Origin of the sequence: Subtercola endophyticus, assembly GCF_021044565.1 — a bacterium.
Lineage (GTDB): Bacteria > Actinomycetota > Actinomycetes > Actinomycetales > Microbacteriaceae > Subtercola > Subtercola endophyticus.
This window is the reverse complement of sequence record NZ_CP087997.1, coordinates 4,064,248-4,084,651: the sequence shown is the minus strand read 5'-3', so window position 1 is coordinate 4,084,651 and position 20,404 is coordinate 4,064,248. Positions and strand designations below refer to the sequence as shown.

Below are 20,404 nucleotides of genomic sequence, written 5' to 3'. Positions count from 1 at the left end.
ATGGTGAGCTACCTTCCGTCGCCCACCTCTCTCGAGGTTCGGCACGGGCACGAACTGCTGCGCATCGAGGCGTGGGGAACCGACAGCGCTCGCGTGCGCGCGGCCCTGTACCGCCTGCCCGACTCCAGCGTCGGTGCTCTCGACGACCGTGCTCTCAGCGTCGATGCTTTCAGCGTCGGCGCTCTCGACGACGGTGCTCTCGACTTCGGTGCTCTCGATGACGCGGCGCCGCAGACGGCGGGCGCAGCGCGTGTTGTCGTCGAGACCACGGCCGGCGGGGCCCGGCTCGTGAACGGCGAGTTGACCGTGAACGTGACCTTCGACGAGGCCGAGCCGTACCCCGTACCTCATCTGACCTTCACACGCACCTCCACGGGCGCCGAACTGCTGACCGAGAGCCGCGAGCACTTCTGGCAGCCCGGCGCGCGGGTATTTCTCGGAAACGGTTCGGGCGCCTACGAGATTCATCAGCAGTTCGCCGCCTATCCCGGCGAGAAGCTCTTCGGCATGGGGCAGCGCACGCACGGTCGGCTCGACATCAAGGGGCTCGCGCTCGACCTCGTGCAGCGCAACGCCGAGGTGAACATTCCGTTCGTGCTCTCTGACCGCGGTTATGGGCTGCTCTGGAACGTGCCGGCCGTCGGCCGCGTCGAGTTCGCTGACAACGCCACCCGCTGGCAGGCGAGTCAAGCCCGCGAGATCGATTACTGGATCACCGCTGCGCCCACCCCCGCGGCCATTCTCGAGCGCTATGCCGACGCCACCGGCCACAGCCCGGAACTGCCCGAATGGGCCAGCGGGTTCTGGCAGTCGAAGCTGCGCTACCGCACACAGGATGAACTGCTCACGGTCGCGCGCGAACACGCCCGGCTCGGCCTGCCGCTCTCGGTGATCGTCGCGGACTTCTTTCACTGGTCGGCCATGGGCGACTACCGCTTCGACGAGAAGGAGTGGCCAGACGTACCCGCCATGGTCGCCGAACTCGCCTCCTTCGGCGTCGAGCTGATGGTCTCGATCTGGCCGACCGTCTCGCCCCTGTCGGAGAACTTCGCCGACTACCGCGACCGAGGGCTGCTGGTGGGAGCCGACCAGGGTGTCGAGTTCTTGCAGACCATCCAAGACAAGGGCATGGTCACACCGATGCCCGTCGGGTTCTATGACCCGACCAACCCGGAGACACGCGCGTACGTGTGGGGGCTGGTCTCCCGCAACTACCTCGAGGCGGGCATCCGGGTGTTCTGGCTCGACGCTTCTGAGCCCGAACTGAACCCCGCGCATCCGGCCAACATGCACCTCTATGCCGGGCCGGGTGCCGAGGTGGCCAACATCTACCCGCGCGACAACGCCCGGCTGTTCGCCGAGGGAATGGCGGCGGCCGGGCAGCAACCCACCGTGCTGCTCTGCCGCTCGGCGTGGGCCGGCTCGCAGAAGTACGGTGCCGCGGTGTGGTCGGGCGACATTCCGGCCACGTGGGGCTCGCTCGCCGAGCAGGTGCGGGCGGGGCTGAACATCGCCATCTCGGGCATCCCCTGGTGGACCACCGACATCGGCGGCTTTCACGGCGGAAACGCGAGTGACCCGGCATACCAAGAGCTTGTGACGCGCTGGTTTCAGTACGGCGTGTTCTGCCCGCTTTTCCGGCTGCACGGCGACCGCGAACCCCGCACGCCGACGGGGTACGCCATGACCGGAGGCCCGAACGAAGTGTGGTCGTTCGGCGACGAGACGTTTGCGCTGTTGCGCGAGGTGCTCGAGCTGCGCGAGCGGTTACGGCCGTACATCCACGACCAGATGCGTCTGGCGTCGGCGACCGGCCTGCCGCCCGTGCGGCCGCTGTTCGTCGACTACCCCGACGATGCGGGTGCGTGGATGATCGACGATCAGTTTCTCTTCGGCCCCGACATTCTCGTCTGCCCAGTCACCGCACCGGGCGCTCGAGAACGCTCGGTGTACCTGCCCGGCGACCCGGGCGGCGGGCGCTGGATCGACGCCTACACGGGCGAGACGTTCACCCCCGGCCAGACCATCGCGGCCGACGCCCCTCTTTCACACATCCCCGTCTACCTTCGAGAAGAAGCCCAGGTGTCTCTTGTCACATGACCTCGCACTCTCACGAGAGGCCGACCTCGAGAGCACGCCCGACGGCGTCACCCGAGGCGGCCCAGTGGCGCCGACTCGTTCGCGCCTTCGCCCGCTCGGCCCCGACGAAATCGTCATCGACGGCGGCTTCTGGGGTGAGCGGCAGAGCCTGAACGCCGACGTGATTCTGGCGCACTGCGAGACCTGGATGGAACGCATCGGCTGGATCTCGAACTTCGACAAGGTCGCCGACGGCGTGATCGGCGGCAACCACGCGGGCATCGAATTCGTCGACTCCGAGATCTACAAGCTGCTCGAGGCCATGGCGTGGGAGCTCGGCCGCAAACCTGAGGCGGGGCTCGGGGCTCGCTACCGGGCACTGGTGGCGAGGGTCGCGGCGGCGCAAGACGACGACGGGTATCTCAACACCAGTTTTGGTCACCCAGGGCAGCCGCCGCGCTACTCGAACCTCGAATGGGGGCACGAGCTGTATTGCTTCGGGCATCTCATTCAGGCGGCGGTCGCGCGCATTCGCGGCGGGTACTCCGACGACGAGATCGTGCGGGTGGCGAGGCGCGCGGCCGACCACGTGTACCGCGAGTTCGGGCCCGACGGGCGAATCGGTATCTGCGGGCATCCGGAGATCGAGGTGGCCCTCGCCGAACTCTCGCGCGCTACCGGCGAGGCGCGCTACCTCGAAATGGCACAGTTGTTCGTCGAGCGACGCGGCAATGGCATGCTCGCCACCACCATTCTCTTCGGGCACGAGTATTTTCAAGACGACGTACCCGTGCGCGACGCCACCGTGCTTCGCGGGCACGCCGTTCGGGCTCTCTACCTGGCCAGCGGAGCGCTCGATGTGGCGACCGAGACGCACGACCGCCAGCTCGCCGACGCCATCGCGCTGCAGTGGAAGAACACGGTGTCGCGCCGCACGTACATCACGGGCGGCATGGGATCGCACCATCAAGACGAGGCTTTCGGCGACGACTACGAGCTACCGGCCGACCGGGCGTACTCCGAAACGTGCGCCGGCATCGGCTCGGTGATGCTCAGCTGGCGGTTGCTGTTGCAAACCGGCGAGAGTGCGTACGCCGACTTGATCGAGCGCACGTTGCTCAACAACATCCTCGCATCGCCGCGCGAAGACGGCCGCGCCTTCTACTACACCAACACGCTGCAACAGCGAACCGAGGGCGCCGAGCCCAGCGAAGACGAGCTGAGCGAGCGCGCCGAGGCCAGCCTGCGGGCGCCGTGGTTCGAGGTGTCGTGCTGCCCAACCAATGTGGCGCGCACCCTTGCCAGCGTGGGGCTCTACTTCGCCACGGCCGACGTCGACGGAGTACAGCTGCATCAGTTCGGCGACTACAGCGTGAAGACGGAGCTGCCCGACGGGCGGCTCGTGTCGTTGCGGGTCGAGTCGGGCTACCCCTTCCACGGAACCGTGCGGGTCAGGGTGCTCGCCGACGTCGATGCGACCATCACGCTGCGCATTCCCCGCTGGGCTCAGGGGGTGGCGACCGCCAGCCTCGGCGGCACGCCGCTCGTCGCCGACGGCACCGAACTGGCCGTGTCACGGCACTTCACCGCGGGCGACTGCATCGAGCTTCTGCTGCCCATGGAGCCTCGAGTCGTTCGCCCGCACCCGCGCATCGACGCTGCACGCGGAACCGTCGCGGTCGAACGTGGCCCCCTCGTGCTGGTGCTCGAGTCGCCCGATCTGCCGGCCGGCGCCGGCACCGAGACGGCCGAGATCGATCTCTCCCGCCCTCTCGTGCAGACCGCTCGTGGCGCTCGTGCGGCGGTGCGGCTTCGCGTCGACAGCGACGACGCACCGTGGCCGTACTTCGGCGACGCGGCGCAGACTGCTGCTGTCGCGGTGGCTGACACGGGTGGGGCAGCGGATGCCGCGGGGCCCGACACGGGCGTCGCAGCGGATCTCGCGGGGCCCGACACGGGCGCGGCAGCGGATCTCGCGGGACCCGACACGGGAGTCGCGGGGGCCGATACGGGCGGGGCGGGGCACGTCGCGGGGGCGCCCCTAAGCGAGGCGGCGGGTCTCCCCTCGCCATCGGGAGCGGCAGGCACTCCACACGCGGCGCACACGATGGCGAGCCAGGCGAGCGTGACCATCGTCGACGCCGAGCTGACCCCGTACTTCGCCTGGGCCAATCGCGGCCCCTCGACCATGCGCGTCTGGCTGCCGACTGTTCCGTCGTGATACTCGGCCGCATCGGCGGTGTTTCGGCGCATAGGCGGTGTTTCGGCTCCGTGGCGGTAGTTCGAATTACCGCGCGTGCGCCAAAAGGGTGCGCATGCGGGCGGTTCAGCACGAGCATCCGGCGCCCAGGGAGATGCCAACGGGCGCGGGCGGGCCGGTGCTGGGCGGGTCTAGCCGTGCTGGGCGGGGCGGGGCGCGTCAGCCAGCGGGAGAGTTCGCCACCTGCACGAAGCGCGCCGCCTTCGGGGTGTCGTTGAACCACTCGTGGGCGAGGGTCGCGGCGTAGTACAGAGAGTCGCCGACACCGAGTACGTAGGCGTCTTCGGTGCCGACGACGACGCGGATGCGGCCCTCGAGCACGTGGATGAACTCTCCCCCGGCATGCGCCGCGTGCCCGCCCGCGCGACCGAGCGGAGGCGCGACGATCTCGTGCTGCTCGATGTGCCGCTCCGCGGGCCCGCGAAACCACACCTGCACCTTCGTGTCGAGGTCGTAGCTGTCTTCTTCGAGCCGCACGACGGGCGCGATCGGCGGTTCGGTGAGCGCGAGCAGCGCCGAACTCGTGGTGCCGAGGGCGGTCGCGATGCGGTGCAGCGTCATGACGCTGGGCATCGAACGGCCCGTCTCGGTCTGGCTCAGATACGGCTGGGAGAGACCGGATGCATCGGCGAGCTGCTGCAGCGTCTTGCCGGCGTCGCGGCGCATCGAGCGGATGACCTTTCCGAGCGCCAGCGAAAGCTCGCGCTGCTCGGCGGCATCCGCCGTGGATTCTGCCACGATCTTTACAATAGCGTTGGGCTATGTCCGCTTCTGCTCGACCCGCGTTCGAGATCGCCACGATCGATGTGTCTGCGTACGTCGCTGACGCGCCAACGAACCCTGCCGACGCACGCCGCGCGGTCGCCCGTGCCTTCGACGCGGCGGCACGTACCGGCGGCATCATGCAGATCGTCGGTCACGGCATTCCCCCTGCCGTCGTCGCGGGTCTCGAAAACGCGATCGACGACTTCATCACCCTGCCCGAGAGCGACAAGCTCGCCCTGCGCCTCGCTCCCGAGATCAACCGCGGCTACAGTCCGCCGCGCAGCGAGGCCCTTAGCAAGAGCATCGGCATCGACCCCGCCCAGCGCACGAACGACAACTTCGAGAGCTTCAACATCGGCGCGGCCGCCTCCGAGTTCGCGCACCTGGCTCTGCCGCCTGAGCACTACCCCGAGAATGTCTGGCCGGGGCATCCGGTCGCCTTTCGCGGCCAGGTCGCCGACTACTATCGCGAGGCGCAGCGCGTGGCAGGAATTCTGATGCGCGTGATCGCCGACGCGCTCGGAGTCGCGCCCTCGTTCTTCGACGCCTTCGATGCGGCGGCGGTAGACATGCTGCGGCTGAACGTCTACCCCGAGGCATCCGGCGGCATGGGAGCCCACACCGACTTCGGTTTCGTCACCGTGCTCTGGGCCGACCGGATGCCCGGGCTGCAGGTTCTCGGCCCCGACAACTCGTGGCACGACGTCGTGGTCGCGCAGGGAGCCCTGCTCGTGAACCTCGGCGACCTCGCCGCGCGCCTCACGAACGACGTCTGGCCCGCGGCCTTGCACCGCGTGCGCGTGTCTGCGACCGGGAACGTGCGGAGGCGCTCAGCGGCGTTCTTTCACGACGGCTACATCGACGCGACTATCGAGCCCCACCCGGCCTTCGTCGAACCCGGCGAGCGCCCCCTCTACGAGCCGATCACGGTGCGTGAGAACCTCGTCGCGAAGCTCCGCGGCAGCCGCAGTGGCCAGCGCAACTACGCCGCCGCTCGCGACGCAACCCGCGCCCGCTCCGCCCGCGACTGACGCCCCCGCCCCGCACGCCCCGCGCTTCAGCGCGCGACTTCACTCCCCCGCTGCCTGCAGCGCCGCCGCGATGACGGCGGCGTTAGGAAGAGCAGTCTGCTCGCTCGAAGGGAGCGCGTCGTAGGTGTAGGTCGAAACCGCCATCGGTGACAGCGATCGGCCGAGCGAATAGCGCACCGTGTGGTCGTTTCGACTGCCGCAGACAAGGATGCCGACGGTGGGAGCGTGAGCTTCGCGGCGCAGACGATCGTCGACAAGTGCGACATAGAACCCGAGCTGGCCGGCGAATCCGGGCTCGAACTTTCCGGTCTTCAGTTCGATCACCACGTAGCGCGACTGCTCGATGTGAAAGAACAGCAGGTCGAGGTAGAAGTCGTCTCCGCCGACGTCGAAGTGCACCTGGCGCCCGACGAACGCGAATCCCTCCCCTAGTTCACGCAGAGTGTCGACCATTCGGTCGGTCAGGGCGCCTTCGAGCTCTCGCTCGGCGACTTCGCCTCTGAGGTCGAGAAAGTCGAACACGTACGGGTCTTTCGCGATCTGCTGCGCGAGCTCGGAGTCGGAGCCACCCAGATGCATCGTGAAATTACTCGGCGACGCACCGGAACGCTCGAGCGTGCGGTTCTTGATCTGGTTGAGCAAAACGTTGCGCGACCACCCCCGGTTTACCGCCTCGGCGGCGTACCAGTCACGCGCAGACTGTTCCGAGATCTTGTCGATCAATACCGTGATGTGACCCCACGGCAATTTACCAACAGGCTGTTGGTAAATTGCATCACGGTCAGGCCACGCGGCGGCGAGACTTCGCATGTACCGCAGATTGCTGCGCGAAAGCCCCGTCATCGCGGGAAACTCAAATCGCAAGTCAGCAGCCAGCTGCGCCACAACTCCGCTGCCCCATCCGGACCGCTGCTGCTCGGCCAGGATGGTGTAGCCGATAGACCAGTACAGGTCGATCAACGCGGTATTGACGACAACGTGAGTTCTGCGACGCGCGGCCTGGATCTGACCTTTCAGCGAGTCGAGCAACTGCGAATAGTTTTCGGGGAGGGAGAGACCGAATTCGACCACGTTGTACCACCTTTGTGTTGCGTCGTGAAGGATCTCGCGGCGAGTCAAGTTTACGCGAGCATTACTCAGCTGTTTGTCGTTACGTGTACGAAACATTATTGATATGCGCCAGAAAATATTGATATATACAATAATTAGCAAGAACCCCTACCGAACGGAGCCACCGTGGCCAGCACCTTTTTCGTACCGACCGTCGACATCACGCCGTACGTCACGAACGGAACGGCTGCCGAACGGGCATCCGTCGCCGAAGCCCTCGACCAGGCCTGCCGGCAGGTCGGGTTCATCCAGATCGTCGGCCACGGCGTCGACTCCGCAGCAGTCGCGGGGCTGGCCAGCGCCATGGACGACTTCTTCGCCCTCTCGCTCGACGACAAGAAGAAGTACGTGCTTCCACCCTCGAAGAACCGCGGCTATAGCCCGCCCAAGAGCGAATCACTGAGCTACAGCCTCGGCGTCGATCCGGTGACGCGCATGAACGATTTCTTCGAGGCGTTCAACGTGGGCACCTCGGCCGCCGAGTATCCCGAAGCGAACCTGTCGACCGACGACTACGCCGAGAACCTGTGGCCAGAGGTCGCCGACTACGAGGCCCGCGTCAGCGCCTACTTCGATGAGGCCGCACGCGTGGCTCAGACGCTCATCCGCATCTTCGAAGACGCGCTCAAGGTCGAGCCCGGCTACCTCGAAGGCCTCACCGACCACTCCATCGACGTGCTGCGGATGAACAACTACGCCCTGCCCGAGGGCGATATCGAGCTCGGCGCCGAGCTCACGGGCATGGGCGAGCACACCGATTTCGGTATCGTCACCGTGCTCTGGGCCGACCAGGTGGAGGGCCTTCAGGTGCTCGACAGCGACGGCGTGTGGCACGACGTCAGCCCGGCCGACGACGCCTTTCTCATCAACCTCGGTGACGTATCCGCCCGGCTCACCAACGACCAGTGGTCGTCGACGCTGCACCGCGTGAAGCCGCCGATCGTGAACGGAACCATCAAGCGACGCCGTTCGGCCGCGTTCTTCCACGACGGAAACGCCGACGCCGTCGTCGGCCCGCTGCCGCACTTCGTGGCCGAGGGCGACGAGCCGCATTACGACCCGGTCACCGTCAAAGAGCACATCGTCGCCAAACTCAGCGGCTCGCGTGCCGGCAAGAAGAACGTGAGCGCGGTTCGCGAGGCCGCGCGCGTGAACGCCGCCGCCCAGTGACGGCAGCGGGCTGGCTCGACGGACCCGACGGCGGGCGGGCGGATGCTCGGGTCGAGGCCGTGGGCAACACCCCCCGCGCCGTCGACACCCGTCGCGCCGAAGCTCAGGCCGATTCAGCGAATGCCAGCCCCGAGCTCGACGCCACGATGCCGTCGATCGTGTTGATCCACGGAGCGTGGGCCGGTTCCTGGGTGTGGGACCGCCTCTGCACCGAACTCGCCGCCGCCGGATACCGCACTCGCGCCGTCGACCTGCCGGGAGTCGGCGCACACGCGGGCGACCCGGCCGAGGCGACGCTCGAGTCGCACGTCGCTGCGGTGGTCGCGGCGATCGACGAGAGCTCGCGAGCGGTGCTCGTCGCGCACTCGGGCGGCGGCGTGATCGCCACCGCTGTGGCCGAGCGGATGCCGGAGCGCATCGCCGGGGTGCTCTACGTGGCGGGCATCATGCTCCCCTCGGGGCTGACCTTCGCCGAGCTCTGCGACGAGATCAGCGTGTCGTCGCCCGATGCGAACGGCATCGTTCCGTACCTCGAGCCCGTGCACATCGGCGCCGATGATGCGCTCCCCGCGACGGGTGGCGCAGCGGGCGCCGGCGGCCAGTCCGGAAGCACCCCCGCCACGCCGGCCACCTCCGCCGCGCCGCCCACAGCGGCCACGGTCGTGCCGCCCGAGGCCGGCGTCGCGGTGTTCTTCAACCGCGCACCGGCGGCCGACGCCGTCGCGGCGAGCCGCCGGCTCGGAGCGTGGCCCGATACGGTGCTCTCTCCCGTGGTCACGCACACCGTCGAGCGGTTCGGAACCGTGCCGCGCGTCTATGTGGAGGCCGAGTTCGATCGATCCATACCGCTGGCGGTGCAGCGCCACATGCAGACGCGAACCCCGGGGGCGTCCCGCCTCACGCTGCCGAGTGATCACGCGCCACAGCTCTCTTCACCCGAGCAGCTGCTGGCGGGCATCCTGAGCTTTCTGGAAACCCTGCAGACGTGACCGAACGCGCGCCCCTAGCGGCGTCGAAACCCGGCCCGGCCGCGTGCCGGGGGCGCCTCTAGACTCAGCCCAGCCGCGCGGGGAGGGGCTTCTAGACCCGGGGCGTGGCCGAGGTGCCCCAGCGATACCAGGCTGCCACGTAGATGGCGAGACCGGTGACGAGGCCGACGATCACCCAGAGCACGATGAGAAAGTCGATCCACGAGCCGATGGGCGGCGACCCGGGCAGAAAAGTACGCAGCGGGATCGTCGCGAAGAGCATTGCGCCCATCCAGCTGTTGAACGAGGCCTCGACTTTACGTTTGCCGCGATAAGCGGTGATCGCGACGAACAACACCAGCACCGGCATCACGACGAGCAGGCTCAACAGCACCAGAGCGAACGCGAGCGTGCTCGCCGAACGATGGGCCGTCAGATCGACGAACGGAACAGGCTGCACACCGTCGGCGGTGGTCACCGTTGTATTCGACGAAGTCGCGAGGCTCGCGCCGAGCGTCCAACCGGGAAGCGATCCTGTCATGAAGATGGTGGTGGGTACCGACTCCTTCACTCCGTCGACCGTGGTGTAGGCGATCACCGCTACTCCAGGGTCGTCAGTGCCGGGACCCACGGAGTAGTGATCGAACGGCCACGTTTCGACCTCACCCGACGTGAGCACCTTGACGTTCTGGGTTCCCGGAATCGCGTCGGCGGCGAAATCCACGACCTGGTTTCCCGCCACCGGCGAGATGATGATGCTGATGGGGTTCTTCGGCCCGATCGATTCGGGGTCGTCGAGCTCGGCGGAGGGCTTTATGGTGACCTCCATGGTGATGGTCTGGCCGACGGCATCCACTGCCTGAGGAGACATGATCACCGTCACACCACCCGGCTTCGGCGTTTCGGGCTCGCCGGTCGAGCCGACGCGGCCACTCGAGGCATAAAGGGTCACTGACGCTGCGTACACAAGAACGGCCAGCACGATGAACGCGATCACCCGATGGCGTGTTGCGAGACGCCGCCGCGGCGGCGTGGCAGGCGTGGTGCCGGGCGCGGCAGGGGTGGCGGGGGTAGCAGGGGTAGCCGCCCCGGGTTCTGCGCCGTCTGTGCTCACCCTGAGAGCCTATCGAGCAGCGCACCGATCGAGCAGCGGATCCGCGGAGCAGCGGATGTGTACGCAGCTGCGGATGTGTACGCTGCAGCGACGCCCACCGAGCAGCCGGGCCCCTCCAACAGCGCTGAAATCGGCCGGTGACAGGATCGGGCGGGGTGCGTACCCTTAACGCATGTGCCGGAACATCCATACTCTGCATAACTTCGAGCCCGCCGCCACTGACGACGAGGTGCACGCCGCTGCGCTGCAATACGTGCGCAAGATCAGCGGAACCACCAAGCCGTCGAAGGCCAACCAGGAGGCGTTCGATCACGCCGTCGCCGAGATCGCGCATCTTTCGCGGCACCTGCTCGAAGACCTCGTGTCGACAGCGCCGCCGAAGAATCGCGAAATCGAGGCCGAGAAGGCAAAGGCTCGCTCAGCGAAGCGGTTCGCCGCAGCCTGAACTCAGCCCGGCGCCGGGGCGATTCGCCGCTTCCCGATTCGCGGCTGCCTGAGCTCGCTACTCCCCGCGTGGACTCGCGATTCGCGGCTGCCCGATTCGCGGTCGCCTGAGCTCGCTGCTCCCCGAGCGGATTCGCCGCGCCCTTTCGCCCCAACCTAGGCTCGGCGCCGAACCACCACCACGCTGTCGACCAGCGTGCCCATTCCAGCGTGTACTCCGGATGCCTCGCGAGACTCTTCGGCCACGATCTCGGTGATCCACTCGCCTTCGGGCAGCCGCAACGAGTCGAGCACTTCGGCCGCCGAGGGCAGCTGAACGTCGGGGTGCGCTTCGGCCAGTGCAGCAGGAAACTCGGCGTGACCGACCACCACGAGGCATCCGTTCGGCGCCACCGCGGCCACGGCGTTCTGCAGAATTCGCTCTCGGTCGAGTTGCACCGGCGACTGCAAGAACTGCGCCGAAACCAGCCCGAACGAGCCGCTCGCAAACGTCGCACTGAGGTCGTGCTGCTGCCAATCGATGCGGTCGGCGACGCCTACGACGGCCGCCCGCGCGCGGCCGCGATCGAGGGCGGTGGTCGAGATGTCGACAGCGGTCACGTGCCAGCCCTGCTCGGCCAGCCAGATGGCGTCGGCGCCCTCGCCGCACCCCAGATCGAGAGCGGTGGTGGGCGCCAGTTTCGAGGACTCGCGCACGAGTATGGGGTTGGGCTGGCCGCTCCAGATCTGGTCGCTCTCGCCGTAGCGAGCGTTCCAGAACTGCTCGGGCGCCATCGTGGCGGGGTCGGCGGCGGTCGTCGTTGCGGCGGGGTGCTGGTGGTCGGCGACGACGGAGGCGGGGTGGTCAGCGGCAGCGGGGTGGTCGGCGACAGCATGGCGATCGGCCGCATCGGGGTGGTTGCCGGCAGCGGTCGTGGCGGTGGAGTCGGTGGCGACGGGGTGACTCGCGGCAGAGTGGCTCGCGACGGGGTGACTGGCGGCTGAGTGGCTCGCGACGGGGTGACTGGCGGCGGGGTGACTGGTGGGGGCGGTAGTAGCCGCCGCGCCTCGGTCGCGTGCCGCGTCAGCCGCGGCGCTCCGGTCTGGGGCGGCAGAAGCGACGTCGCGCGCTGCGTAGTCGTGCGTGTGGTCGGGCATGTGGTCGGGCATGTAGCCATCCTGAGCCCCTGCCGAGCAGCGCGCCAAACGCGATTGCCGAAATGGCAAGTCTCGGCCGATCCCGAGCGCCTGCCGCGGCCGAGTTGACGCCCGACCTCCCGGCAACCTAGGTTGCTTGCATGCCCCCCTCGACTCCCCCACCCATCGGCGGCGTAGCCGACGAACTCGCGGCCGTCGTTGCGCTGCGCGACCTCGCCGACCGCCTCGAAGACGCGAGCGTCGAACGCGCCCTGCGCTCCGGATGGTCGTGGAGCGACATCGCCGCAGCCCTCGGCGTGACGCGTCAGGCCGTGCACAAGAAGCACCTCGCGCGACTGGCCGACACCGGCATCGCCCTTCGGAGGCGCAATGGCTGACGCCGACGCATCCCGTGACACCGACGCAACCCGGGACACCGACGCAACCCGGGACGCCAACGCAACCCGTGGCACCGACGCATCGCGTGACACCGATGCAACCGGGGACACCGACGCAACCCGGGACGCCAACGCTCCGACCCGCAGAGGCACCGAAGACCGGCGCACCGACGACTGGCTCACCGGCGGCATGCGTGGGCTCGTCAGCGACGCGGTGTTCGAAGCAGCGAAACGCGGAAGCTCGACCATCGAGGCCGAACACGTGTTGCTCGCCATCGTCGCCGATGCGGGCAGCCCGGCCGCGAGCATCCTTGCCGCCGGCGGCCTCGACCATGCCGGGCTGAGCGAAGCTCTCGACGTCGAACGGCGGCTCAGCCTCGCGGCCATCGGAGCATCCGTGCCCGATCCCGGCCTCGTGCGCTCGACGCCGCGCGTCTCGAAACCAGGCTGGGGAGCATCCGTCGCTGCGGCGCGCGCCCGCGCCGGCGCCCTGCCCCGCACGCGCCGGGCCGCCGAGCCGGCGTTGGCCGCGGGCATCCTGGCCGCGTCTCTCGGCACGGTACCGCGCGCAGTCGCCTACGCCGGCATCGACCGCGAGCGCCTGCTCGAGCTGCTGGATGCTCGGCCAAAGAACTGAGCCTTCGCGGAACTGACGCCCGCGCGCCTGCGCGTGCACCTGGATGCCCGTCGGCGTGCGCGTGAACCTGGATGCCCGCCGGCGTGCCTGGCTACAGGCCTGCCTGACTGCTGGCTCGCCTGGCTACAGGCCTGCCTGACTGCTGGCTCGCCTGGCTGCAGGACCGCCCGCCTGCCGCGCAATTAGATAAGCAACATGAGTTGACAAAACAGAGTTCAGCAACCTAAGTTGCTTACATGCCCTTTCACCCCGCCTCCTCTCACCCCGTCTCCTCTCATCCCGCCCACTCTCACTCCGCCCGCCCGACCTCGCCGTGCTGAGCATCACCGCGCTCATCGCCATCCCTCTGTGCGCCCTGCTCTTCGGCGTCTTCTGGGGCCCGTGGCTCGCCCTCAGCCGCTCGATGGCGACGTTCAGCGCACCCGTGTTTCTCGCGATCGTCGCCCGCATGGATCACAACCTCGGCCGCATCATGGGCTTCATCATGCCGGTCGCGATTCTCTCCATCGTTCCGGTCGGCATCGCCGCGGCCGGCGTCGGCCCGCTGAACCTGGCCCTCGCCATCGCAGCCTTCGCGGCCTTCGTCGTGACACTGCTGGTGACGATGCTCGTCGAGGTACCCATCGTGACTCGCATCCGCGACTGGACTCCGGATGCCCTGCCGCCCGACTGGCAGACCCAGCGTGATCGCTGGGTCTCCTTCCACCTCATCCGCGTGCTCGGCGGCTTCGCAGGCCTCGTCTTCCTCACCCTCGCCGCCCTCCTCTGAATCCACTTCCGAATCCACTTTGCGAAAAGGACCCCAAACCTCGGTTCTTCGGTGCTTTTTCGCAAAGTGGATTGCCCTGAACTCATAGACTGGCGGCACGATGAGCGAAGCAGAGCCCGAGGGCCGCACCCCGACGCATCCGGCAGCGCTCGACGCCGACGCGGCAGGCGTGTCACGCCGCACGCTCGTGAAGGGCGCCGCGTGGAGCGCGCCCGTCGTCGCCCTTGCGGTGGCCTCTGCGCCCGCCGCGGCAGCGAGCCCCGACCCGGGCGACCCGGTGTTCATCGCCGTGCAGCACACCGACACCGGATCCCCGCAGGTGTTTCGGGCGACGGTTTCGAACCTGCCGAAGACCGACGCGGGAAGCCCCGAGAGCGTCGGAGACGGGGTGCTGCTCGACTTCTGTCTTCCACTCGACGGCGGGCTCAAGGTCACCGGGGTATCGGCCGGCTGGGCGTTTCTGGCCACTGACCCCGACTTCGGCGGGGGCGATGTGTACGTGTACAACACCCTGCCGTTCGAGGCCGGGGATTCGAGTCTCGTCGACGTGACCATCGTCAAGTCCGACCTCGTTCCGAGCGCGTGGGGCGATCTGGGCGCCACCGCGTCGGTCGGCGCGTACTTCACCGACATCCAGTGGTCGTACATCTTCGTCGACAACACCGCGCCGAAGTTCACCAACTGCGCCGCGGGCTAGCGCTCGGCAAGACGACGAACGACGAACGACGAAACGATGCCCGTTCCCGCCGCCCTGCGCCTGCGCCGCGAATCGTGGGGATTCGCCGTCGGATCGCTGCTCTTCATGCTGGGCGCCGTGCCGATGTACCAAGAGGCGGTCGGCGATGTAGCGGTCAACAGCACCTTCTTCGCCGGGTCATTGTTCTTCACCGCAGCGGGATTCATCCAGTTGAGCATGAGCGGAAAGCGTCCGCCGTGGCATCCGCAAGCCTCACCCGACGCGAACGGGCACACCGGCACGAGGCCCGACACGTTCGACTGGTGGGCCGCCGCCGTGCAGTTCGTAGGCACGCTGCTGTTCAACGTGAGCACGGTCTCCGCACTCATCGTGTCGGTGAATGCGACGTCGCGCCTCGACGGTGGCTGGCGACCCGACGCCTACGGATCGATCGCGTTTCTCGTGTCGAGCACGTTCGCCGTGATCGCGACGACCGAGCGCGAGACGCTGTGGGATCCGCAGGCCCGCACGTGGCGCTGCACCTGGCTGAACATGGCCGGCTCTGTGCTCTTCGGCCTCTCGGCGATCGGCGCGTTCGTACTGCCGGCCACCGACGATTTCGTGAGCCTGTTCTGGGCCAACTTCGGCACGTTCGCGGGCGCGGCCTGCTTCTTCGTAGCGGCAGTGCTCAGCCGCCCGGGTCTGAAGGCGGTACGGGCAGCACGCATCCATCGCGAGCACCCGACGGCCGGCTGACGCGAAAACGGCGGAGTTTCCGACACGGTAGGCGCTATAGGGCGGCACCCTCTCGAATCCTCCGCCGTTTTCGCGGCCTGGCGCGGAGAGCGGATGCCCGGGCGAGGCCCTGCCCGTCAGTGCGTGAAGCCCGACACCAGCCCCTCAGTCGGCATGGGCGACTCGAGGCGGTCGAGGTAGCCTACGGCCTCACGGATGTCGCTCATCAGACTCTCGGCGAGGTTACGACTGAGTCCGTTGCGCACCACGATGCGCTGCACCGTGATGTCGGTGAGGTTGTCGGGCATCGGATACGCCGGGATGAGCCAGCCCTTCAGGCGCAGACGCTCCGACAGGTGGTAGAGCGTCCAATTCTTCGTATAGCCCTTGCTGAGCTGCCACGCGAAAACGGGAATGTCGGTGCCGTCGTTCCAGAGGTCGAAGGCCGGCATCTTGCCGATCTCGGTCGCCAGGTAGACCGCGACATCTTGCGAAGCCTGCTGCACGCGGCGGTACCCGTCGAACCCGAGCCGCAAGAACAGGTAGTACTGCAGCAGCACCTGAGCCCCGGGGCGCGAGAAGTTGAGCGCGAAGCTCGGCATGTGACCGCCGAGATAGGTGACGTCGAACACCAGCTCTTTGGGCAGGTCGTCGACCGTGCGCCAGATGACCCAGCCGAGGCCGGGGTAGACGAGTCCGTACTTGTGCGCCGAAGTGCTGATGGAGGCGACGCGTTCCACGCGGAAGTCCCACTTGAGGTCGGGCTGCAAGAAGGGCGCGATCATGCCGCCCGACGCACCATCGACGTGGATCGGCACGTCGAAACCGGTGTCGGCTTGAATCCTGTCGAGCGCCGCGGCGATCTGCTCCACCGGCTCGTACATGCCCGTGTAGGTGACGCCCATGATGGCGACGACACCGATGGTGTTCTCGTCGACGTACTTCTCGAGTTCGTAGCCGTCGAGCACCTTGTGCTCATCGGTGATGGGAACGTAGCGCGGCTCGACGTCCCAGTAGTTGCAGAACTTCTCCCAGCAGACCTGCACGGCGCTCGAGAGAACGAGGTTCGGCTTCTCGGTCGATTTTCCCGCAGCGCGTCGCGCGAGCTGCCAGCGGCGCTTCAGGGCGAGGCCACCGAGCATGCACGCCTCCGACGAGCCGATGGTCGAGGTGCCGATGGCGTTGTTCGCATCCGGAGCGTGCCAGAGGTTCGCGAGCATGAGCCAGCAGCGCGTCTCGATGGCCGCCGTCTGCGGGTACTCGTCTTTGTCGACCATGTTCTTGTCGGCGGACTCGGCGTAGATGCGTTGCGCGTGCTCGTCCATCCAGGTGCCGACGAACGTCGCGAGATTCAGGCGCGAGTTGCCGTCGAGCATCGCCTCGTCGTGCACGACCTGGTACGCGGTCTCGGGCAGCGACTCCCCCGGCGGCAGGGTGTTGAGCGGAAAATCGCTCGCCTCCCCCTCCCGGCAGAAGATCGGGTTGAGCTGATTCTGACCCGAATCGCCGGTAAAGGCGTGCGTGGATTCGCTGGGCTTGATCAAGTGTTCTGTGGTCACGGTCGCCTTCTTCGGTCGAACGTCTGCGCGGCGCCCGCGCGGCGTGTCTCCAGTGTGCTGGTGGCGGCGAGACAGCGTCAATGGTGCCGGGCAGACTCACGCGCCGTTGGCCGAGTGTTCATCCCAAACGGATGATCGTGCCGCGCCGTGACCCGGTGCTAACCCACGGCGGGGCGGGTCGCGACCACGACGGTGGCGTACAGCTCTTCTGAGCTCACGATACGGGCGGGCATCCCGTAGCTCTCGAACACGGCCGCGGAGTGCGACGCCTGCTCGTCACTGACCTCGACCAGCACGTGGCCGCCGGGTCGCAACCACGCCGCTGCGCCCGCAGCGACGCGGCGTTGGATGTCGAGCCCGTCGAGCCCTCCGTCGAGCGCGAACCGGGCCTCGTGCAGCCTCGCCTCTGGCGGCATGAGCGCGATGGCCTCGGTCGGCACATACGGCGTGTTGGCCACCAGCACCGCGACACGGCCGGCCAGCTGCGGGGGCAGAGCTTCGAAGAGGTCGCCCTCGTACACCTGCCCGTTCGGAATGTTCAGTCGCGCGCTGTGCACGGCCGCGGGGTCGATGTCGGCGGCGAACACGTCGGCGCCCGGAACCTGGGCGATCACCGCCGCCCCGATCGCGCCGGCGCCGCAGCACAGGTCGACCACCACGGGGGCTTCGCCGGAGGTCGTGCGGCCGACCAGCGCGGCCGTCGCCAGCTCGATGCTCTGCTGAGCCAGAAACTCCGTGCGGTGGCGCGGCACGAACACCCCGGGTTCGACCGCGATGCGTAGCCCGCAGAACTGCGCCCAGCCGAGAATGTGCTCGAGCGGAAGCCCGGAGACGCGACGATCGACCATCGCGTCGAGTTCGTCGGGCGACTCGGCCTCGGCCATCAGCAGCGCGGCCTCGTCTTCGGCGAACACGCAGCCGGCCGCGCGCAGCCGCTTCACGATGGCGATTGCGGTGTCGGTCATCGCCCCCACGCTACCGGGGGCTGGCCCAGGCGACCAGTGCTTGATACGTTAAGAGCACTTTCAGCAGAGGCCTCGGCCTCTATCCGCGGTCACCCGACGTTCACCAAGGAGCCCCACGATGCCAGAACTTCTGTTCGCGATTCTCGGTTTCATCACGCTCGGCGTCGGAATCACCGGCATCGCAGCGGGGCTCGCCATGGCCCACAGCGCCTACCGCGGCTGACCCGCTCCTCTCGTTCGACTGCTCGCTCGTAGGCGGGCGGAAGTGGGGGCGTCGTGCTGCCCAGAACGTTCGAAAAACGGCGATCGGATGCCCCACCGGGCTTCTTCGAGGCCGAAGCCGCCGGGCTGGCCTGGCTTGCCGACGCGCGCGGAGTCAGCATCGTCGACGTGCTCAGCGTCGACCCCGGGCACATCACCCTGCGCCGCGTGGACGAAACCCGCCCCGCCGCAGCCGCCGCCCGCACGTTCGGCCGCGACCTGGCGACCACCCATGACGCGGGCGCTGACGCGTTCGGCGCCCCGCCGCGCGGTTTCGAAGGACCCCTGTTCATCGGCCGACGGCCACTGCCCACAGCACACTCCTCGACGTGGGGTGCGTTCTACGCCGCAGACCGGGTTCGCCCGTATCTGAACACGGCCGAGCACGCCGGGTACCTCAGTCGGGATGCCCGCGCGGTCGTCGAGCAGGCCTGCGACCGCATCGCCGCGGGCGAGTTCGACGACGGTGACGTGCCGTCGCGCATCCACGGCGACCTCTGGTCGGGCAATGTGCTCTGGTCGACGGCGGGAGTCGTGCTAATCGACCCCGCAGCACACGGCGGTCACCGTGAAACCGACCTCGCGATGCTCGCGCTCTTCGGGTGCCCGTTTCTCGAGCAGATTCTCGAGGGGTACCAGGAGGTACATCCGTTGCGGGCCGGCTGGGTCGACCGGGTGCCGCTTCATCAGCTGCATCCTCTCGCCGTGCACGCCGCCGGGCACGGGCCGTCGTATGGCGCCGAGTTGATGCACGCGGCCGAGGCAGTGCTGGCGTTGTGACGGGTTCGGGTGGCGCGGGGACTCCCCGGGCATCCATTCTCGCGCTGAGACAATAGACTTTTCTGCACGCGAATCGGTCTGGAGGTTGATTGTGCCTGATGCCTCGATCGCCCCGCTGCAGATGGCGCTGCGCGAGATGCGCGCGGCCAACGAAAACGGCCGCCGAGCAAGTCTGTGCGCCCCTTTTCTGCGCGTTCTGTCGGTGAGCGGAGCCGCCGTGTCGACCATCGGCACCGGGCTCGGTGTGGCCACCATCTGCGCGAGCGACGAGCGTGCGGCTCGCATCGACGAGCTGCAGATCGATCTCGGCGAAGGCCCCTGCTGGCAGGCGATCGCGGCACGAAAGCCCGTGCTGAGCGGCGACTTCGAGCGAGGCGATCACGGCGACTGGCCGGTCTTCGCCGAGGCACTGCGCGGTTATGAGATTGGCGCTCTCTACGCTTTTCCCCTCACCCTCGGTGCGGTCGACGTCGGGTCGGTCGACCTCTACTCGCGCGCACCGCGACACCTCACGCCGAGCGAGGTCAACGACGTGACCACGCTCGCTCGCGTCGCCGCCTGGCAGGTCGTGCGCCGCGTTCTTGCCGCGGGCTCCGACATCGACGCGTCGAACGGGGCGCTCGGCGACGACGAGTCCGACCCGACGCCGGGTTTCTCACGCCGTCAGGTGCATCAGGCGACAGGAATGATCATCGCCCAGTTGCAGGTGAGCCCGACGGATGCTCTGCTGCTCTTGCGCGCACACGCCTTCAGTTCGGGACGCCCTGTTCGAGACGTCGCTCGTGACGTGGTCGAGCGCACCCTCAACCTCTCCATCGACAACGAGCGGGCCTAGATTCGACATGCCTGAGTATTCGCGTGAAGGGCTGCTGGCTGCATCCTTCGTCTCGCTCGCCGACACGCTCGTCGTGGGGTACGACGTCGTCGACCTGTTGCAGAACCTGGTCGACACCTGCGCGACCGTGTTCGACGCCGCGGCGGTCGGCCTGCTGCTTGCCGACGAAGACGGGGTGCTCGAGGTCGTCGCCTCGACCAGTGAGCGCAGCCGGCTGCTCGAGATTCTGCAGTTGCGCGAAGGGCTCGGGCCATGCGTGGAGTGTTACGCCACCGGAGCCGTCGTCTCTGTGCCCGACATTCGCACGATGCGTGCGGATTGGGCGCTGTTTCGTGATGGCGCGCTGGAGCAGGGACTTCTCGCAGTGCATGCCGTTCCCCTGCGACTGCGCGGATCCACTCTCGGTGCCCTCAACCTCTTCAGCGAAGTGCCCGGTGCGCTGAACGGCTCCGACGCGTCCGCCGCGCAAGCCCTCGCCGACGTTGCAACAATCGGCATCGTGCACGAGCGCACCCTGCGCCAGAGCGAGCTGGCGCGCGAACAGCTGCAGCGCGCCCTCGACAGCCGAGTGGTCATCGAGCAGGCCAAGGGTGTCATCGCGCAGTCCCGAGCGGTCGACATGAATACGGCGTTCACCTTGCTGCGCAGCTACGCCCGCAGCAACGCGCTGCCGCTCAGCGACGTCGCCGCGCGGGTCGTGAACCGCCGCCTCGTCATCTAGAGAGCGCCGCC

General features: G+C 67.9%; 20 protein-coding genes. 14 read left to right on the top strand and 6 right to left on the bottom strand.

Translation table 11 applies throughout. The features are described 5' to 3' along the window. Together LQ955_RS18935 and LQ955_RS18930 are read left to right on the top strand one after the other, a co-directional pair. Entirely contained in the window at positions 1–2,100 is a 2,100-nt protein-coding gene (locus LQ955_RS18935) for a glycoside hydrolase family 31 protein (RefSeq protein ID WP_231026025.1), read from the top strand. Next, the gene (locus LQ955_RS18930) at positions 2,090–4,300 is read left to right on the top strand and encodes a glycoside hydrolase family 127 protein (RefSeq protein WP_231026024.1); all 2,211 of its coding nucleotides are present in this window, start codon (positions 2,090–2,092) and stop codon (positions 4,298–4,300) included. Before LQ955_RS18935 ends, LQ955_RS18930 begins: the two co-directional genes overlap by 11 nt. Before the next feature lie 198 nt (positions 4,301–4,498). Here the strand turns inward: LQ955_RS18930 and LQ955_RS18925 are convergent, their stop codons facing one another. Next, positions 4,499–5,077, bottom strand: a complete 579-nt coding sequence (locus LQ955_RS18925) for a helix-turn-helix domain-containing protein (RefSeq protein WP_231026023.1) — start codon at positions 5,075–5,077, stop codon at positions 4,499–4,501. Positions 5,078–5,100: 23 nt separating this feature from the next. Here LQ955_RS18925 and LQ955_RS18920 point away from each other — a divergent pair, with 23 nt between their 5' ends. Next, a complete protein-coding gene (locus tag LQ955_RS18920) occupies positions 5,101–6,135 on the top strand; it encodes an isopenicillin N synthase family dioxygenase (RefSeq protein ID WP_231026022.1) in 1,035 nt (344 codons plus the stop codon). A gap of 39 nt (positions 6,136–6,174) precedes the next feature. On the opposite strand, the gene LQ955_RS18915 is transcribed toward LQ955_RS18920, so the two are convergent. Beyond that, a complete protein-coding gene (locus tag LQ955_RS18915) occupies positions 6,175–7,206 on the bottom strand; it encodes a PDDEXK nuclease domain-containing protein (RefSeq protein ID WP_231026021.1) in 1,032 nt (343 codons plus the stop codon). Positions 7,207–7,371: 165 nt separating this feature from the next. On the opposite strand from LQ955_RS18915, the gene LQ955_RS18910 reads away from it, so the two are divergent. Beyond that, entirely contained in the window at positions 7,372–8,415 is a 1,044-nt protein-coding gene (locus LQ955_RS18910) for an isopenicillin N synthase family dioxygenase (RefSeq protein WP_231026020.1), read from the top strand. Continuing rightward, positions 8,412–9,404, top strand: a complete 993-nt coding sequence (locus LQ955_RS18905) for an alpha/beta fold hydrolase (protein ID WP_231026019.1) — start codon at positions 8,412–8,414, stop codon at positions 9,402–9,404. Before LQ955_RS18910 ends, LQ955_RS18905 begins: the two co-directional genes overlap by 4 nt. A 91-nt stretch (positions 9,405–9,495) precedes the next feature. Here LQ955_RS18905 and LQ955_RS18900 read toward each other — a convergent pair whose 3' ends face one another. Next, the gene (locus tag LQ955_RS18900) at positions 9,496–10,497 is read right to left on the bottom strand and encodes a DUF4436 family protein (RefSeq protein ID WP_231026018.1); all 1,002 of its coding nucleotides are present in this window, start codon (positions 10,495–10,497) and stop codon (positions 9,496–9,498) included. Between the two features lie 172 nt (positions 10,498–10,669). Between LQ955_RS18900 and LQ955_RS18895 the strand changes: the two genes are divergently transcribed. After that, positions 10,670–10,942 carry a DUF2277 domain-containing protein gene (locus LQ955_RS18895; RefSeq protein WP_231026017.1) on the top strand — a complete coding sequence of 91 codons (273 nt, stop codon included), beginning with the start codon at positions 10,670–10,672 and terminating at the stop codon, positions 10,940–10,942. 155 nt (positions 10,943–11,097) lie between these two features. On the opposite strand, the gene LQ955_RS18890 is transcribed toward LQ955_RS18895, so the two are convergent. After that, positions 11,098–12,090: a class I SAM-dependent methyltransferase gene (locus LQ955_RS18890; protein ID WP_231026016.1), complete on the bottom strand. Its 993-nt coding sequence runs from the start codon at positions 12,088–12,090 to the stop codon at positions 11,098–11,100. Between the two features lie 128 nt (positions 12,091–12,218). Between LQ955_RS18890 and LQ955_RS18885 the strand changes: the two genes are divergently transcribed. The 5 genes from LQ955_RS18885 (at position 12,219) to LQ955_RS18865 (ending at position 15,293) form a co-directional block, all read left to right on the top strand. Then, positions 12,219–12,455, top strand: coding sequence for a helix-turn-helix domain-containing protein (locus LQ955_RS18885; RefSeq protein ID WP_231026015.1), 237 nt, complete (start codon positions 12,219–12,221; stop codon positions 12,453–12,455). After that, positions 12,448–13,092, top strand: a complete 645-nt coding sequence (locus LQ955_RS18880) for a Clp protease N-terminal domain-containing protein (protein ID WP_304961256.1) — start codon at positions 12,448–12,450, stop codon at positions 13,090–13,092. Before LQ955_RS18885 ends, LQ955_RS18880 begins: the two co-directional genes overlap by 8 nt. Positions 13,093–13,405: 313 nt before the next feature. After that, positions 13,406–13,861, top strand: a complete 456-nt coding sequence (locus tag LQ955_RS18875; protein WP_231026014.1) for an anthrone oxygenase family protein — start codon at positions 13,406–13,408, stop codon at positions 13,859–13,861. A gap of 100 nt (positions 13,862–13,961) precedes the next feature. Next, positions 13,962–14,558 (top strand): hypothetical protein, encoded by a 597-nt coding sequence (locus LQ955_RS18870; protein ID WP_231026013.1) that lies wholly within the window; start codon positions 13,962–13,964, stop codon positions 14,556–14,558. 36 nt (positions 14,559–14,594) lie between these two features. Continuing rightward, positions 14,595–15,293, top strand: coding sequence for a hypothetical protein (locus LQ955_RS18865; protein ID WP_231026012.1), 699 nt, complete (start codon positions 14,595–14,597; stop codon positions 15,291–15,293). A 116-nt stretch (positions 15,294–15,409) separates the two neighbouring features. Here the strand turns inward: LQ955_RS18865 and LQ955_RS18860 are convergent, their stop codons facing one another. Together LQ955_RS18860 and LQ955_RS18855 are read right to left on the bottom strand one after the other, a co-directional pair. Continuing rightward, positions 15,410–16,813, bottom strand: coding sequence for a glutamate decarboxylase (locus LQ955_RS18860; protein ID WP_231028194.1), 1,404 nt, complete (start codon positions 16,811–16,813; stop codon positions 15,410–15,412). A gap of 176 nt (positions 16,814–16,989) precedes the next feature. Continuing rightward, a complete protein-coding gene (locus tag LQ955_RS18855) occupies positions 16,990–17,796 on the bottom strand; it encodes a putative protein N(5)-glutamine methyltransferase (RefSeq protein ID WP_231026011.1) in 807 nt (268 codons plus the stop codon). Between the two features lie 279 nt (positions 17,797–18,075). Here LQ955_RS18855 and LQ955_RS18850 point away from each other — a divergent pair, with 279 nt between their 5' ends. From LQ955_RS18850 to LQ955_RS18840, 3 genes are all read left to right on the top strand, one after another. After that, a complete protein-coding gene (locus LQ955_RS18850; protein ID WP_390623501.1) occupies positions 18,076–18,837 on the top strand; it encodes a fructosamine kinase family protein in 762 nt (253 codons plus the stop codon). Positions 18,838–18,928: 91 nt separating this feature from the next. Then, entirely contained in the window at positions 18,929–19,672 is a 744-nt protein-coding gene (locus LQ955_RS18845) for a GAF and ANTAR domain-containing protein (protein WP_231026009.1), read from the top strand. A 7-nt stretch (positions 19,673–19,679) separates the two neighbouring features. Then, on the top strand, positions 19,680–20,393 hold the full coding sequence (locus LQ955_RS18840) for a GAF and ANTAR domain-containing protein (RefSeq protein ID WP_231026008.1): 714 nt from the start codon (positions 19,680–19,682) through the stop codon (positions 20,391–20,393). The last annotated feature ends 11 nt before the right edge of the window (positions 20,394–20,404 follow it).

Excerpts from the sequence above, each read along its gene's own strand:
- LQ955_RS18885 (WP_231026015.1), top strand. The coding sequence starts at position 12,219 with ATGCCCCCCTCGACTCCCCCACCCATCGGCGGCGTAGCCGACGAACTC.
- LQ955_RS18895 (WP_231026017.1), top strand. The coding sequence starts at position 10,670 with ATGTGCCGGAACATCCATACTCTGCATAACTTCGAGCCCGCCGCCACT.
- LQ955_RS18855 (WP_231026011.1), bottom strand. The coding sequence starts at position 17,796 with ATGACCGACACCGCAATCGCCATCGTGAAGCGGCTGCGCGCGGCCGGC.
- LQ955_RS18840 (WP_231026008.1), top strand. The coding sequence starts at position 19,680 with ATGCCTGAGTATTCGCGTGAAGGGCTGCTGGCTGCATCCTTCGTCTCG.
- LQ955_RS18880 (WP_304961256.1), top strand. The coding sequence starts at position 12,448 with ATGGCTGACGCCGACGCATCCCGTGACACCGACGCAACCCGGGACACC.
- LQ955_RS18865 (WP_231026012.1), top strand. The coding sequence starts at position 14,595 with ATGCCCGTTCCCGCCGCCCTGCGCCTGCGCCGCGAATCGTGGGGATTC.
- LQ955_RS18870 (WP_231026013.1), top strand. The coding sequence starts at position 13,962 with ATGAGCGAAGCAGAGCCCGAGGGCCGCACCCCGACGCATCCGGCAGCG.
- LQ955_RS18920 (WP_231026022.1), top strand. The coding sequence starts at position 5,101 with ATGTCCGCTTCTGCTCGACCCGCGTTCGAGATCGCCACGATCGATGTG.
- LQ955_RS18890 (WP_231026016.1), bottom strand. The coding sequence starts at position 12,090 with ATGCCCGACCACATGCCCGACCACACGCACGACTACGCAGCGCGCGAC.
- LQ955_RS18935 (WP_231026025.1), top strand. The coding sequence starts at position 1 with ATGGTGAGCTACCTTCCGTCGCCCACCTCTCTCGAGGTTCGGCACGGG.